The sequence below is a fragment of the Desulfurella sp. genome (assembly GCF_023256235.1).
Lineage (GTDB): Bacteria > Campylobacterota_A > Desulfurellia > Desulfurellales > Desulfurellaceae > Desulfurella.
The window spans coordinates 1-14,158 of sequence record NZ_JAGDWY010000059.1; the positions used below are offsets into that span (position 1 = coordinate 1).

Annotated in this window: 14 protein-coding genes; 3 read left to right on the forward strand and 11 right to left on the reverse strand. The window is 34.9% G+C overall.

Annotation, left to right across the window (positions count from 1 at the left end):
* Nucleotides 1–123 precede the first annotated feature (123 nt).
* On the forward strand, nt 124–1,368 hold the full coding sequence (locus Q0C22_RS06095; RefSeq protein WP_291492812.1) for a hypothetical protein: 1,245 nt from the start codon (nt 124–126) through the stop codon (nt 1,366–1,368).
* Nucleotides 1,369–1,650: 282 nt separating this feature from the next.
* Here the strand turns inward: Q0C22_RS06095 and Q0C22_RS06100 are convergent, their stop codons facing one another.
* The 4 genes from Q0C22_RS06100 to Q0C22_RS06115 are packed head-to-tail and all read right to left on the reverse strand — an operon-like array spanning nt 1,651 to nt 3,735.
* Complete coding sequence (locus Q0C22_RS06100; protein ID WP_291492814.1) at nt 1,651–1,908, reverse strand: hypothetical protein; 258 nt, start codon at nt 1,906–1,908, stop codon at nt 1,651–1,653.
* A gap of 33 nt (nt 1,909–1,941) precedes the next feature.
* Nucleotides 1,942–3,084, reverse strand: coding sequence for a cofactor-independent phosphoglycerate mutase (locus Q0C22_RS06105; RefSeq protein WP_291492816.1), 1,143 nt, complete (start codon nt 3,082–3,084; stop codon nt 1,942–1,944).
* A 4-nt stretch (nt 3,085–3,088) separates the two neighbouring features.
* On the reverse strand, nt 3,089–3,478 hold the full coding sequence (locus Q0C22_RS06110; protein WP_092129049.1) for a secondary thiamine-phosphate synthase enzyme YjbQ: 390 nt from the start codon (nt 3,476–3,478) through the stop codon (nt 3,089–3,091).
* Nucleotides 3,479–3,516: 38 nt separating this feature from the next.
* Complete coding sequence (locus Q0C22_RS06115) at nt 3,517–3,735, reverse strand: hypothetical protein (RefSeq protein ID WP_291492819.1); 219 nt, start codon at nt 3,733–3,735, stop codon at nt 3,517–3,519.
* Between the two features lie 145 nt (nt 3,736–3,880).
* Between Q0C22_RS06115 and Q0C22_RS06120 the strand changes: the two genes are divergently transcribed.
* Nucleotides 3,881–4,528, forward strand: a complete 648-nt coding sequence (locus Q0C22_RS06120) for an FmdE family protein (protein WP_291492821.1) — start codon at nt 3,881–3,883, stop codon at nt 4,526–4,528.
* Between the two features lie 7 nt (nt 4,529–4,535).
* The gene (locus Q0C22_RS06125) at nt 4,536–5,279 is read left to right on the forward strand and encodes a sulfite exporter TauE/SafE family protein (protein ID WP_291492823.1); all 744 of its coding nucleotides are present in this window, start codon (nt 4,536–4,538) and stop codon (nt 5,277–5,279) included.
* Between the two features lie 36 nt (nt 5,280–5,315).
* Here Q0C22_RS06125 and Q0C22_RS06130 read toward each other — a convergent pair whose 3' ends face one another.
* The 7 genes from Q0C22_RS06130 to Q0C22_RS06160 form a co-directional block, all read right to left on the reverse strand.
* Entirely contained in the window at nt 5,316–8,351 is a 3,036-nt protein-coding gene (locus tag Q0C22_RS06130) for an efflux RND transporter permease subunit (protein WP_291492824.1), read from the reverse strand.
* 1 nt (nt 8,352) lies between these two features.
* The gene (locus tag Q0C22_RS06135; RefSeq protein ID WP_291492826.1) at nt 8,353–9,435 is read right to left on the reverse strand and encodes an efflux RND transporter periplasmic adaptor subunit; all 1,083 of its coding nucleotides are present in this window, start codon (nt 9,433–9,435) and stop codon (nt 8,353–8,355) included.
* Nucleotides 9,436–9,530: 95 nt separating this feature from the next.
* Nucleotides 9,531–10,241, reverse strand: coding sequence for an ABC transporter ATP-binding protein (locus Q0C22_RS06140; protein ID WP_291492828.1), 711 nt, complete (start codon nt 10,239–10,241; stop codon nt 9,531–9,533).
* Nucleotides 10,242–10,243: 2 nt separating this feature from the next.
* On the reverse strand, nt 10,244–11,017 hold the full coding sequence (locus Q0C22_RS06145; protein WP_291492830.1) for an ABC transporter ATP-binding protein: 774 nt from the start codon (nt 11,015–11,017) through the stop codon (nt 10,244–10,246).
* Complete coding sequence (locus tag Q0C22_RS06150; protein WP_291492832.1) at nt 11,007–11,936, reverse strand: branched-chain amino acid ABC transporter permease; 930 nt, start codon at nt 11,934–11,936, stop codon at nt 11,007–11,009. Before Q0C22_RS06150 ends, Q0C22_RS06145 begins: the two co-directional genes overlap by 11 nt.
* A complete protein-coding gene (locus tag Q0C22_RS06155; protein WP_291492834.1) occupies nt 11,929–12,810 on the reverse strand; it encodes a branched-chain amino acid ABC transporter permease in 882 nt (293 codons plus the stop codon). The genes Q0C22_RS06150 and Q0C22_RS06155 overlap by 8 nt, the downstream gene beginning before the upstream one ends.
* Nucleotides 12,811–12,822: 12 nt before the next feature.
* Nucleotides 12,823–14,058, reverse strand: coding sequence for an ABC transporter substrate-binding protein (locus tag Q0C22_RS06160; protein WP_291492836.1), 1,236 nt, complete (start codon nt 14,056–14,058; stop codon nt 12,823–12,825).
* Nucleotides 14,059–14,158: the final 100 nt, after the last annotated feature.

Sequence of the window (14,158 nt, forward strand, 5' to 3'; positions counted from 1 at the left end):
AGTAAATTATATAGGTTAAATTTTTATTTTTTTCTTGACATATAAAAATAATTTTTTTATAATCTGAATTAATAATATATTACATTCTCATTTAAATGAGAATATTAAAATTGGAGGTGTTAGATGAAAAAAAAGTTGGTTTCTGCAGTAGTTGCACTATCTATTCTTGGTGGTGTAAGCATTGCAAGTGCTGGTAGCGTTACAACAAAGACTGATACAAATATCAGTATCAGTGGCTTTACTCAGATGTATTTTGATTGGGCCAATAACCAGGGATTTTTAGCCAATACTGCAAACCCAGAGTTTACCAAGGCAAACACTAAATCATCTGCGGCACAAACATCATTTGGTTCAACTGCAAACTTTACAAGACTGTCTCTTGCATTAGAAAACAAATCCGAAGGCATTAAAGGCTTAATTGAAGGTGATTTTTGGGGTGGCGGCGCAAATATTTCAACTGATGGCAATGGTAACTTTAGACTTCGCCATGCGTATTTTGTAAAAGAATTTTGCCAGGAAGTCTGCAACTACACACCATGGCTATTAGTTGGTCAAACGTCTAACTCAGGTTTTTATATTTCCTACACTATGAATGGTCCGGTTAACATTGCAGGCTCATCATGCGGACCTACTAATAGAATCCCACAGGTAGGGTTTGGTGTTAAGTTTGATTTAGGAAGTGTAAAGCTAAACCCGCAAATTGCAGCGCAAGATTTATTAACTACATTTATTTCTCAAAGTGGCTTTGATAGCTATAGATCCACAATGCCAGGTTTGGGTGTAAGATTACCAGTTGAGTTTAATACTGGTTTAGGTAAGCCTGCTAGCTTTTATGCTGATTTTCAGTGGCAAAATTTAAAATTAACAAAGCAAACAGCAGGTATTGATAGCTCAAACCAAAATTCATATGAATTTGGCGGTGGGTTAGAGTTGCCAATTTATTTTGTAAGTTTTAAAACCGATGCGCACTACTCAAAGGGATTTACAAAATATGATTTGCTATCTGGCAATGTTATGCCTCCATCATATTACCTAAGTGGTACTTCAATAGAAAAAGTTAGTGCTACAGCATGGGATGCTATGTTAAAGGTTGATTTTAACAGTCTTGCACACTTACCAATAACAATAGCTGGTGGTTACTCTCAGGTAGTATTTGGCAACTTAACTACTCTAAGCAACACAACAACAACCGCGTATGCGCGAAAAGCATCTACAATATTTGTCAATATGGGCTACAATTTAACAAAATCAGCAACGCTGGGTCTAGAGTATGATAGGAACAAAACATACTATGTAGGCTCAAACAATGATCCCAATAACGGCAGAGTAAGCAATCAGGTATTTTTTGTAGGTACTTATAAATTTTAAAAAAAGCCTTTTTTTCATATTTAAACCTTTTAAAACCCTCCTTTTTAGGAGGGTTTTTTGTCATTCTAAGGGGATCACAAAGCGCTTGAAAATCTCTATAGTAGATCCTTCGCTAACGCTTCAGGATGAAGTTCCTTTTGTCATTCTGAAGCACACGAAAGTGTGCGAAGAATCTCAAATTAGATCCTTTTACATGCGTTTGTGATGACACCACCTTTTTATCATTCTGAACAAGCTATAGCGCAAGCGAAGAATCTCCACACTTTAATTCAAAAACAAACCTTAAACTTTTACATCAATGTGTTTTTCAGCGTTTGTAGGAGTATTTTCTTGAGCTTTTGGCTTTTGATGTTCGCTAATATTTGGATTTTGAGAATTTTGAGCGTTTTCTACTTTTGTATTTTCTTCTTCTTGTTCTTTTTTGTGTGCTATTCGCTTTACATTGTCTGCCTGGGCTGCTTGAAGTAGTAGATTATTGTTTACGTTAGACTGAGTATAGGAGTTTAATATAACGCTTTGCATATCAATTGGGCCTACCATTTGCCACTCCTATTTGGCTTTGGGGCATTTTTATTATGTATCTTTAAAAAAGAATTTTCCAAATTCTGTACCATTTTCCAAAAATACACCGATTTTACCTAAATCCTCGCAATATTTTTTTGAGCCAGACTGTCCATGCCAGATGGCAAAAGGCACCGGGTCGCTTGTGTGCGTTTTTAGACTAATTGGTGTGGGATGATCTGGCAAGCATGCAATTTTTAAATCAAATTCTTTAGCAAATTCAATTGCTTGTGCTGCTATATTTTTGTCAAATAATTCAATAGCTTTAATCTTTAGCTCTAAATCTCCCATATGCCCGGCCTCATCTGGCGCTTCAATATGCACATAAGCAAACCCATGCTCTTTTAAAGCATTGTAGGCAGCTTTCATTTTGCCGTCGTAGTTTGTATCAATAAAACCAGTTGCACCTTCAACATAAGGCGTTTCAAGCTTTAATAACTTGCCTATGCCTTTCATTAAATCCACCGCGCTGATAACTGCGCCATCAATCCCGTAAACTTCCCTATAGGGTGGTGCTTTTGGTGCTTTGCCTTCGCCCCATAGCCAGATTGCATTTGCTAATGTATTGTTTATCGGATGCTTTAGAATTTCTTTAGCCATTTGCATGATTTTTATGAGCTCGTTTCTAGCCTCGCCTTTTGGTAGGTAATCATTTATGTTTTTGTCTGTAATATCGTGCGGTGGTGTAGTAGAGTCTGTTTTGCCATTTTTCCAAATCATTAGGTTTCTGTAGCTAACCCCAGCAAAAAACTCGATATTATCAAGCTTTAATTGCTCGTTTAACAAATCAATAAGTTTTTTTGCATCATCTGAGCTTATATGCGAGGCGCTAAAGTCTTTCATAATGTCATTTTCTATGGTTACAAAGTTGCATCTGTAGGCTACATCATCTGGGCCAAGTGCAATATTTTTGGCAAGCGCTTCAATTGGTGCTCTTCCTGTATAGATTTGTTTTGGGTCGTAGCCGATTGCACTTAAATTTGCCACATCAGAGCCAGGCGGCAAACCGTCTGGTACAGTTTTTAAAAGCCCCACTATGCCGCTTGCAAGTTTATCCATGTGAGGTGTGTTTGCGTATTCAAGGGGTGTTTTATTGCCAAGTTCTTTGATTTTGTAATCTGCCATGCCATCGCCTAATAAGATCAAATATTTCATAAATTCATCCTTCTATAAATTTTACATAAACGCTTCTATTGCGTGGACCATCAAATTCTACAAAAAATATTTTCTGCCAAACTCCAAGTATAATTTTTCCATTTTCGACTATTACTTCTAATGAAGTGCCTATTAGGCTTGATACAATATGCGCATCAGAGTTTCCTTCAATATGTAAAAAGCCAGCATTTTTGGGTATTAGTTTTTGCAGGTGATTTACAATGTCTAAACTTACATCTTTATCGGCGCCTTCGTTTATTGTGATAGCTGCGGTTGTGTGAGGCACAAATATAAGGCAAATACCATTTTTTTTGGGCAAAACCTGCTGGATTTTATCTGTTATATTTAATAGGCACTTGTGACAATCAGTTTTTATATTGATTTTTTCTAACATATTTTAATACTAATCACTTTTTGCAAAAAAGTCAATGTTTAAATATGGACAAATTCTAAAATTTTGGCTTTTAAAAAAAGAAAAAAGATAATTTGCCTGTCTTTGAATTTTTTAAGTGCAAGCAATGTTTTTTTGATGTTATTTAATCGTTTTAAACCGTTTTTTTGCAGCGAACTTTCAAGTTCATAAATTTCGCTTTGTATATCAAAATTTTTAAGTATCATTTGTATAATTTGTTTTTCAAATTCTTCTCTCATATTATTTTCAAGCTATATGGTTTTTATTTCATATTTGTGACTCAATTATGAAATAATGTAAATATTTCTAATAAGCTATACTATCTTGACAAATTTTTAATTTTGGTTATATTGTTATAACAAATGTAAACTTTAGGAGGTTTCAATGAATGATTTTGTAAAATTAGTAGATCAATTAGGTTTAGATGAAAAAAGATCAAAGCTTCTTGTATCAAGCCTTACCATTCATGGTCACGTATGTGGTGGTATGCCGCTTGGGTTTATAGCAGGAGAAACTGCATTAAAAGCTTTAGGTGTAGAAAGAGAGCAAAATATGGATAAATTTGTAATTCTTGAGTCTGGAGACAATCATGCAGCGGGCTGTTTTGCAGATGGTGTGCAGTTTTCAACGGGCGCTACATTTGGCAAAGGGCTTATGAAAAAAGACCCAAAAGGCAAGTTTGCTTTCTTGCTAATAGACAAGCTAACAAAAAAAGCTGTGCATGTACGCATAAGAAATGAAGTAATGAAAAATGCGTTTAATTCACCGTTTATTACAGAGTTTAGAAAAAAAGGAATAAAGCCATCTGACATACCATCTGAGATTGCTTTTGGGATGTTAAAAAAGCCTTTTGACACGCCAGTTGAAGAGCTTATTGAGATTAAAGGTCCATTTGACTATGACTTTTTTGAGCCACCCACAACATTTAACCTTGTAGAGTGTGAAATATGCGGTCAGTTGTGTGCAGAAAATTACGCAAGGATTGAAAACTCTAAAAAAGTTTGCCTTGACTGCTTTACTTACTCAAAGTGAGGCTTAGATGCTGACTTTAATACTTGGACCACTTATTATATTTATATTTACAATCTTTTTAACTGTAGCGGGTTTGGGCGCAGCATTTATTGTAATTCCTACGCTGTATTATTTGGGTATTCCACTGAAAGAAGCTATGGCTATTGGATTGCTTCTTAATGCTGTAAGCATGAGCTTTGCAAGTATAGGCTACATTAAAAATCACCTTGTGAATTTCAAGGCAGCTATTCCTATAATAGTGTTTGGGATTGTATTTTCACCGCTTGGAGCATACAGTACAAAGTATTTTTCAAAAGAACTTTTGCTTTTGTTTTTTGTATTGTTTTTACTTTTTGCCGGTACAATGATGTTGTTTTACAAACCAAAGCAAACTGAGCAAAAAAAGGTTAACGATTGGGCACTGGGAAGTATTTTAGGAGTTGGCGCAGGATACCTTGGCGGTTTGCTTGGCGTTGGAGGGGGAAACTTTATAGTACCTGGACTTGTTGCAAGTGGCTTTAACCCAAAAAATGCATCGGGCACCACGGCTTTTATTGTAATCTTTTTGTCTTTTGCGGGCTTTTTGGGTCACATTGCAATGGGTAACATTGATATTGTGCTGTTGAGCTTGTGCATTGCTGCTTCAATTGCAGGTGCTTTGGTGGGTTCTTGGGCAATGACCACAAAATTGAGTGCCAATCAGGTAAAAAAAATCATAGCTATTGTTTTGTATGTTGTAGCAATAAAGATGCTTTGGGGACTTATAAAATAATTTATTGCACGTATTATTTTGTCTTTTTGCACTTTTTCAAGCGGTTTTGCTAATATCTTTGCCAAGGAGCAAATACACTGTAGGTACAATAAATATTGTTAAAAAAGTACCTATGCCAAGACCGCTTGCTATTACAAGACCTATATCAAACCTGCTAACAGCACCAGCGCCAGTTGCGGCAAGTAACGGTACAACGCCAAAAACCATTGCAGCCGTGGTCATTAAAATTGGGCGTAGCCTAATTTGAGCAGCTTGTTCTATAGCTTCTCGTTTTTTAACTCCCTGATTTTGCAAGTCATTTGCAAATTTTACAATGAGTATGCCATGCTTGCTAACCAGACCGATTAATGTAACCAAACCAACTTCAGTGTAAATATTAACCGTAGCAAACCCCAGACTTAAAAATATTAATGCACCGGTTATAGACATAGGAACGCTAATTAGTATTATGAGTGGATCTACAAAACTTTCAAACAATGCTGATAAAACAAGATATATTATTACAAGCGCAAAGATAAAGGTAATGAGCATACTTGAGCCTTCCTGGACAAATTGGCGTGATTGTCCAGAAAAATTGTAAGTATAACCCTGAGGAAAAATTTTCTTTGATAATTTTTCTAAATAATTAAGTGCCTGACCAAGCGTTACGCCTGGCTTCATTGTGGCAGATATGGTTGCACTATTTTGCTGGTTAAACCTGTTTAGAGCTTGGGGAACTGTGTTTGTTTTGATAGTAATAATGCTTGATAATGGTACCAGCTGGCCGTTTGAAGCACTAATGTAATAATTTTTTAAGCTATTTTGATCAAGCCTGTATTTTTCAGGTACCTGTGGTATGACTTTATAACTGTAACCTTGCATGCTAAACCAGTTTATGTAGTTTTCACTTAAAAGCGTAGAAAGACTATCACCTATTGTTTGCATATTTATTCCCATACTTTGAGCTTTGCTTTTATCTATTTTTATATCTATTTGAGGCTGGTCATATTTAAGATCGCTGTCCATGAAAGCAAAAAGACCGCTTTTCATAGCTTGAGCAATAAATTCATTTGAGACTTCATACAGTTGTTGGTAATTTGATGTTGTTGTTATTACAAATTGAACTGGTAAACCCTGAGAACCAGGCAAACTTGGCAAAGGAAAAGCAACAATTTGCAAACCAGGTACTGTGTTTAATTTTTGCTGTAAATAAGGCATTATTTCCATTTGTGTTTTTTTGCGCTGGTTCCATGGCTTTAGCATAAATCCAGAAATTAGAGCGTTGTTTGATGAGCCAAAACCCAATGCCATAAAGTACTGCTGAAGCTCGGGGAATGTTTTGTATATTTGTTCAATTTGCTTTGCGCTTTTTGTAAGGTCATTAAGTGTAGCTGTTGGTGCGCCTGTGCCTTGGACAAATATTACACCTTGATCTTCTGTTGGGGCTAGTTCCGATTTGCTTGTAATAAACAAAAAATACGCGCTTGTTAGCACAACAACAATAACAAATACAACAACAGGCTTTGAATCTAACACTACTTTTAAGATTTTTGAGTAAAGTTTGCGCACCGCTTCAAATTGTTTATCTAAAAAGTTAGAAAAACCTTTTTTTGTTGTTTCTTCTTTTAAAAATTTTGATGCAAGCATTGGAGATAGTGTCAGTGCTACAATACCAGATATTACAACATCACCAGCCAATGTAAAGGCAAACTCTTTAAACAAAGCACCAGTTAGACCACTCATAAAGCCAATAGGTAAAAATACGGCAACAAGTGTTATTGACATGGCTAAAATCGGTACTCCAAGCTCTCTAGCAGCCAAAAGAGATGCTTCAAGACGGTTTTTGCCTTCACTTATGTGTCTATCAACATTTTCAACAACAATTATAGCATCATCTACCACAAGACCAATAGCTAAAACCATAGCTAGTAATGTTAGAAGATTTATAGTGTATCCAAGCAAAAACATCATAAACATACCGCCAATTATAGATAGCGGTATTGCAATAACAGGAATTATAACGCTTCTGTATGAGCCCAAAAACAAAAATATTACGGCAATCACAACAATTAATGTTTCTAAAACTGTTTTTATTACTTCATCGATTGATGTTCTAATGTAGGTTGTTCTATCGTATGCAACTTTCATTTTCATTGCGCTTGGTAGCTGGCTTTGTATTGATGGCAGTATTTTGTAAATATTGTCTACAACTGTTAGAGGGTTTGCCGTTGGAGTAGTAAATATACCAAGCACTATTGCTTCTTTGCCGTTAAAAATATTTGTTGCTGAGTAATTTACAGAGCCTAACTCTACTTTTGAAATGTCTTTTAAGTGTATAAGCGTACCATTATAATTAGCCACAACTAAATTTTTAAATTCATCAACTGTGTGCAAATCAGTTGCAGTAGATATATTTATTTGAATGTATGGGCTTTTTGTGTAGCCTGTAGCAGAAATATAGTTATTTGCCGAAAGTGCCTGATAAACCTGTAAAGGTGTTATGTGAAATTCAGCCATTTTTGTAGGGTTTAGCCAGACGCGCATTGCAAATGTTTTGTTACCATAAACCATAACTTGCCCAACGCCATTTACTGCTTGAATTTGAGGTACTATAACGCGGTTTATATAGTCAGTCATTTGAGATGAATTCATACCGTTTGAAGTAAATGCAAGATACAAATACGCAACATTTGTAACGCTTGTTTTTGTAATAACGGGCAACTGCGCCTGCTTTGGCAACTGATTTAAAACAGAGTTTACCTGGGCTAATACTTCGGATAATGCAGCGTTTGGATTGTAGTTTAGTTTCATATAAACATTTATTGTGCTAATGCCTTCCTGACTCGAAGAAGTCATATAATCAATTCCTTCTGCTGAGGCAATTGCGCGCTCAAGTGGCGTTGTAATAAATCCTTGCACAACATCAGCGCTTGCACCTGGGTAGGCGGTTTGAACCGTAATTAGTGTATCTTCTGTTTTAGGGAATTGTCTTATGCCAAGCTCAGTTATTGATCTTAAACCCAAAAATAAGATTACAAGGCTAATAACAACCGATAAAACAGGTTTTTTAATGAAAATGTCAGTAAATTTCATTTTAATAGTCCTTGTCTATAGACTCAATAATTACGCTTGAACCGTTTCTCAGCTTTAGCTGGCCTTGAGTTACAACCATCTGGCCACTTTTTAGGCCTTTTAGAATGACCACTTTGTTGTTTTGAGTCTGACCTGTTTGGACATATACCGTATTTGCAATATACTCATTGCCTTTTTTTGTTACAACATATACAAAATTACCATATGGATTATAGGTTATTGCTAAAGTTGGCACAACAACCACATTTGGTATTTTAGGCAATATAATGTTTACCTTAACAAACATTCCAGGTTTTAGCAGGTTATCTTTATTGTTAACAATAGCTCTTATTGTTGCATTTCTTGAAATATTATTTATGTTTATACTGATTGTTTTTATTGTACCTATTATGGTTTTATTTGGATCTGAGTCGGTATGAATCTCAATTTTTTGACCTACACTAATCTTTTCTAAATCATTTTGAGGCAGTGTAAAATCCACATAAATTGGATCAATCGTATATAAAGAAACAATTGGTTGACCGGGGTTTACATATTGACCTACACTTACATACCTCATACCTAAAATGCCTGAAAATGGGGCTTTTATGGTCATTTTGTCAATTATAGATTGAGTTTGAGCTATTAAAGCCTGGGTTTGCTTTAGTGCCGATAGTGACTGTATGTAAGAAGCTTTTGAAGAAGCGTTTTTTTCATATAATTGCTTATACTGAGTGTAGTTAAATTCATCAAGAATTAGCTGGGCTTTGTATTGTTCTAACTGGGCTTTTTGCGTGGAGTCGTCCAATTTAGCAAGTATCTGGCCTTTTTTTACAGATTCCCCCGAATCAAAGTAAATTTTTTCAATCTGACCGCTCACCTGTGTTGTTGTGTTAACAGAATCAATTGATACAACATTGCCAATGGATTCTAAGTAGGGCTGCCAGTTTTCTAACTTTGAGTATGCAACACTTACATATACTTTTAAAGCGCCATGCATCATTTGAGCTTGTTTTAGTTTTGAGGCCATATAAGCTTTAAAACCAAAAATACCGCCAAAGATTACCAAAAGTACTATAAGAGCAATTAAAAAACGCTTCCACATGGTTTCTCCTTTTGAGTTTAAAAATTAATCAACCGTATAATTAATACATTTTATAAGAAAAAAGTCAATAATTTTATTAGATTTGAAATAAAAATTTAATTTTCTATGCCAAAATATGCTTTTTTTACTATATCATTTGATTTTAAATCGGATAAATTGCCTGAAACTACAACTTTGCCATTATCTATAACATAACCTCTTTGCGCAAAGTCTAAAAAAGCTATGTTTTGTTCTGCAATAAGGATTGAAAATTGTTCTTTGTTTTGTAAATCGTCTAAAATATTTATTATTAATTTTACAAATTTAGGCGAAAGGCCGTTTGAAGGCTCGTCTAAAACTACAAGTTTTGGGTTTGACATCAAAAGCTTTGCTATACCAAGCATTTTTCTTTGACCGCCACTTAAACTACCCGCTAAAGCCTTTTTATGACTCAATAAATCCTGAAAGTATTCATACATTTGCTGTTTTCTTTGATGTGTAAGCTTGCTGTCTAAAAAAAATGCACCTAAATCAAGGTTTTCATCTACAGTAAGATTTGGAAATATTCCAATTTCAGACATATATGCTATACCTAACTTTACCCTTTTGTCAGTTCTTAAGTGTGTTATGTCTTTGCCTTCAAAATAGATTTTGCCATTGAATATTTTTAAAAGGCCCATAATTGCTTTTAAAAGCGTGGTTTTTCCAGCACCATTCACACCAAGTAAAATAACCCTTTCTTTTTGCTCAACATTTAAATCAATGCCCCATAAAACTTTCAATATCTTATATCCCGATTCTAAAGATTTAACTTCCAGTAGGCTCAATGCTAACCTCCCAAAAACACTTCTACAACCTTTTTATCATTTGCAGCTTGCTCCAGTGTACCTTCAAAAATAGGTGATCCAGAATCCATTACAACTACTCTTGAGGTAATTTTGTGAATGAAATGCATTAAATGTTCAACTACAATAATAGAAATAGATTTTTTAACAAGTGTCTGTAAAATTTCCGCAATTTTGTCTGTTTCTTCTTGATTAAGGCCAGCTGCAATTTCATCTATAAGGAGTAATTTAGGTTTTGTTGCAAGAGCGCGAGCAAGCCCTAATAATTTTTGCTCTGATGTATTTAGTTGCGTTGCCTGTTTGTCTTGAAGTTTATCTAAGCCTACTATGGATAGAGCAGTTTGGACATCATCTTCAATATTGCAGTAGCCTTTTTCAATAAATTTAAAGTTTTTTAAGCGTTTAAAAAAAGATTTTAGACATTGTTTGCCAGAATATAATGCAGCTACTTCAACATTTTCACGCACGGTCAAACCATGAAATGGTTTTGGTATCTGAAATGTTCTATTTATTCCTAAATGAGCAAGTTTATATGTTGCTACACCATCTATGCGTTTGCCAAAAAAGTAAATTTTGCCAGCATCAGGTTTGTATATACCAGATATTATATTTATAAGTGTAGTTTTGCCAGAGCCGTTTGGTCCTACAAGACCCAATATCTCATTTTCGTAAACGCTTAAGTTAACTTTATTTAATGCTTTTAATCCACCAAATCGTTTTTCTACATTTTCAACTTTAAGTATTTCTTTAAGGGACATAGTCTTTTACCTTCTTAAACAAAGAAACAACGCCATTTGGCAAAAACATTATTAATACAACAATCAAAAGACCGTAAATCAACTGAAAATATTGTGGTGTTGAGATACCTATAAAATTATACATTCCGTATAAAATAACGGTACCAATTAATGGTCCAATTAATGTTGCAGCTCCACCAAAAAGTACAAATACAATAGCAAATATGCTTATATTTAAACTAAAAACCGTTTCCGGGTAAAAAACAGATGTATACCAAGCAAAAACACCACCACACAATCCTGCAACAAATGCACTCAAAAGCCAAGCAATAGTGCGTGCAAGTACTACATTTACGCCAGCTACGCTTGCAGTTATACTATCTTCTCTTATAGCCATAAGCGATAAACCAAACCTTGATTGCCTGAAAAACAAAACAAGCATAAATGCAAAAAACATTACTATAAGCATGGCATTATAACTAGCTGTTGCATCATAAACGCTTGATAGCATTATGCCGTAGGGACCCTGTGTTATACTTTCTAAGTGAGGATTTGATATTATATAATAAATGGCTTGAGAAGCAGCCAGATTTGCTATGGCAAAATATGCACCAGAAAGCCTCAAAAGAGGCGTTAATATTATGCCTACTATGCTTGCAGCTACGCCGCCAAGTAAAATGGCTGGCACAACGCCTACATGCAAAAGTAATATCAAAAGTGATGCACTATATGCGCCTATGCCAAAAAAACCCACATACCCAAAAGGCAAATATCCCGTAAAGCCATAGATGAGATTTAAGCCTTCGGCTAAGGCTATATAGAGCATTATATTAAAAAGTAAAAAATTATTGTTGTAAATTTTGGGTAGCACAGCAAACAAAGCTGTCATGACTAAAATTAATATTATTCCAATAATCAGTCTTATGTTTTTTTTACGCATTTCTCACCTTTTTACCTAAAAGCCCACTGGGTTTTACCAGAAGAATTAAGATTAAAATAACATAAGGAACAAGATTGGTCCATGATGCTAAATATGTTTGCATAAACATCATGGCAAGTCCATATATAATACCCCCAAGGATTGTACCAATTGGGTTACCCAAAGATCCAATTACAACGATTGCAAAAGATGTTGTGGTAAGCGATGCACCAATAGATGGGTCTATGCTTCCAATCATAAAAGGGGCAAGTACTCCAGCTATAGCTGCTAAGCTTAAACCTATACCCATTGCAAAAGCAGATATTTTAGAAACATCTATGCCTACACTTGAAGCTTCTTCTGGGCTTGACATTATTGCCCTTGTAGCATATCCAGTTCTTGTAAAGTATAAATAATAATAAACAAAACCTATCGTAAAAAGACTAATAGCAGCGCTAACAATCCAGGAGAATGGGATCGACTGTGAGAGTATACTTATGCTACCCTTACCTAATGTAGAAAACGGTATAGATTTTTGATTATTTCCAAAAGCAAATATAGCAAGTGCTTCTATAATCTGCGCAATACCAAAAAATAGTATAAAAGATAGCATTTCGGGATCTCTTGATTTTGAAAGCCTTGGTACAAATGCATAATAAACACCAAAACCAATTATCATGAAAATCACTATTTCTATTGGTATAGCTAAAAGTGGATTCATATTTAATTTACTAAAAGCAAGCCAGGCGCCAAAAGCGCCCAGCATAATAAAATCTCCATGCGCTAGATTAACCATTCGCATGACGCCAAAGATTAAATTTAATCCTATACCTACAAGAGCAAAAAATATTCCATATAAAATTCCGCTAATTAAAGCGTAGAAAAACAGTTCCATACCATTTTGCCTTTAAGGTGCTGGGTAAATTGGTTTTCCAGTAGCAATATTTTGTGGATATACAACATGCAACACTAAACCGGTTTTTGTTGGTTGGAATTGTCCCACAGGCAAAAATTCTCCAATTTGAGCACCTTCATTGTTGATTTTAAACAAGCCATTGAGTGTGAATAATTTTCCTGAAAAAGTATTTATTGCATTTCTGAATGATAGCTGGTTGAATTCTTTGCTTGTTGCAAGTGTTTTTTGTATTATCAAACCAGCATTATAGCCTGCTACAGTTAGAAAATCTACAGGTCTTTTTGTTGTTTGTGTGTAGATCTTCTCAAATTCGCTCATTGGCATACCATAGTTTACTTTGTTATAAACTAGCAAAGGTGGTGTTGGGTATGTATAAGTATACTCAAGTGCTTTTGTTCCAACATTTTTTTCTATCAAAGCAAGTTGTTGACCGGGGAAGATGGTAAATACCATGTTGAATTTGGCTCCAGTTGCCTGCAAATTTTGCAAGAATGCTATATCATTTGTTGGATATCCAAATTCTATAAGTGCCTGGGGATGTGTTGCTTCAACTGTTCTTATAAGCACAGTATAATTTGAAGTATCGGTTGGTACAGCATGATAATAAACAGGTTTGATCTTGGCAGCTTCTAATTTAGATTTGAGTGTTTCTGCTTGTGATTGATTAAAGTCGTTTGCTGAATAAATTACAGCTACTTTGTTTATCTTGTGAGAAATTAGAAAGTCAGCCAATACAGTTGGCCAAACGCCACTTGTTGGTAGACTTGTAAGAACAAGGTATGGATTATGGGATGAAAAGAATTTTGCAGAAGTACCTGTTGGATCAAAGAGTAACATTTTGTGTTCTTGCGCAATAGGCACAGCAACAGATGTTAACACAGAACCAAAGTCTGCCACTAAAATATTTACCCTGTCCCTTGTAATTAACTGGTTGTATAGTGTAGCTGCAAGGGTTGTAGAACTTTGATCGTCATATGCTATCAATTTTACTGGTATTTTCTTTTTAAAAGCAGCTACATACACGCCCCCTTGTTTGTTAACCTGATTTGCCCAAAATTCCAGACCATGATACTGTGATGTAGAAGAGGTCGCAAATGGCCCCGAGCTTGCATAAAGTGTGCCAATAAGTATTTGTTTTGGCGCGGCTGCTTTAGCATAAAAAGGCATCAAAACAATACCCATCATTAATGCAAGCATAAAAAATATACTTTTTTTGAACCAGCCCATGGTTCACCTCCCAAGTCTAAACTTTAAATTAATTTATAAATTAATTTAAAAAATTTGTCAATAAGTTCTAATTGAAAATTATTGCAATTATATAAAAATT

Coding starts and splice junctions, on each gene's coding strand:
- Q0C22_RS06160 (WP_291492836.1), bottom strand. CDS start 14,058: ATGGGCTGGTTCAAAAAAAGTATATTTTTTATGCTTGCATTAATGATG.
- Q0C22_RS06125 (WP_291492823.1), top strand. CDS start 4,536: ATGCTGACTTTAATACTTGGACCACTTATTATATTTATATTTACAATC.
- Q0C22_RS06110 (WP_092129049.1), bottom strand. CDS start 3,478: ATGTTAGAAAAAATCAATATAAAAACTGATTGTCACAAGTGCCTATTA.
- Q0C22_RS06100 (WP_291492814.1), bottom strand. CDS start 1,908: ATGGTAGGCCCAATTGATATGCAAAGCGTTATATTAAACTCCTATACT.
- Q0C22_RS06145 (WP_291492830.1), bottom strand. CDS start 11,017: ATGTCCCTTAAAGAAATACTTAAAGTTGAAAATGTAGAAAAACGATTT.
- Q0C22_RS06150 (WP_291492832.1), bottom strand. CDS start 11,936: ATGCGTAAAAAAAACATAAGACTGATTATTGGAATAATATTAATTTTA.
- Q0C22_RS06095 (WP_291492812.1), top strand. CDS start 124: ATGAAAAAAAAGTTGGTTTCTGCAGTAGTTGCACTATCTATTCTTGGT.
- Q0C22_RS06155 (WP_291492834.1), bottom strand. CDS start 12,810: ATGGAACTGTTTTTCTACGCTTTAATTAGCGGAATTTTATATGGAATA.
- Q0C22_RS06115 (WP_291492819.1), bottom strand. CDS start 3,735: ATGAGAGAAGAATTTGAAAAACAAATTATACAAATGATACTTAAAAAT.
- Q0C22_RS06105 (WP_291492816.1), bottom strand. CDS start 3,084: ATGAAATATTTGATCTTATTAGGCGATGGCATGGCAGATTACAAAATC.
- Q0C22_RS06135 (WP_291492826.1), bottom strand. CDS start 9,435: ATGTGGAAGCGTTTTTTAATTGCTCTTATAGTACTTTTGGTAATCTTT.
- Q0C22_RS06130 (WP_291492824.1), bottom strand. CDS start 8,351: ATGAAATTTACTGACATTTTCATTAAAAAACCTGTTTTATCGGTTGTT.
- Q0C22_RS06120 (WP_291492821.1), top strand. CDS start 3,881: ATGAATGATTTTGTAAAATTAGTAGATCAATTAGGTTTAGATGAAAAA.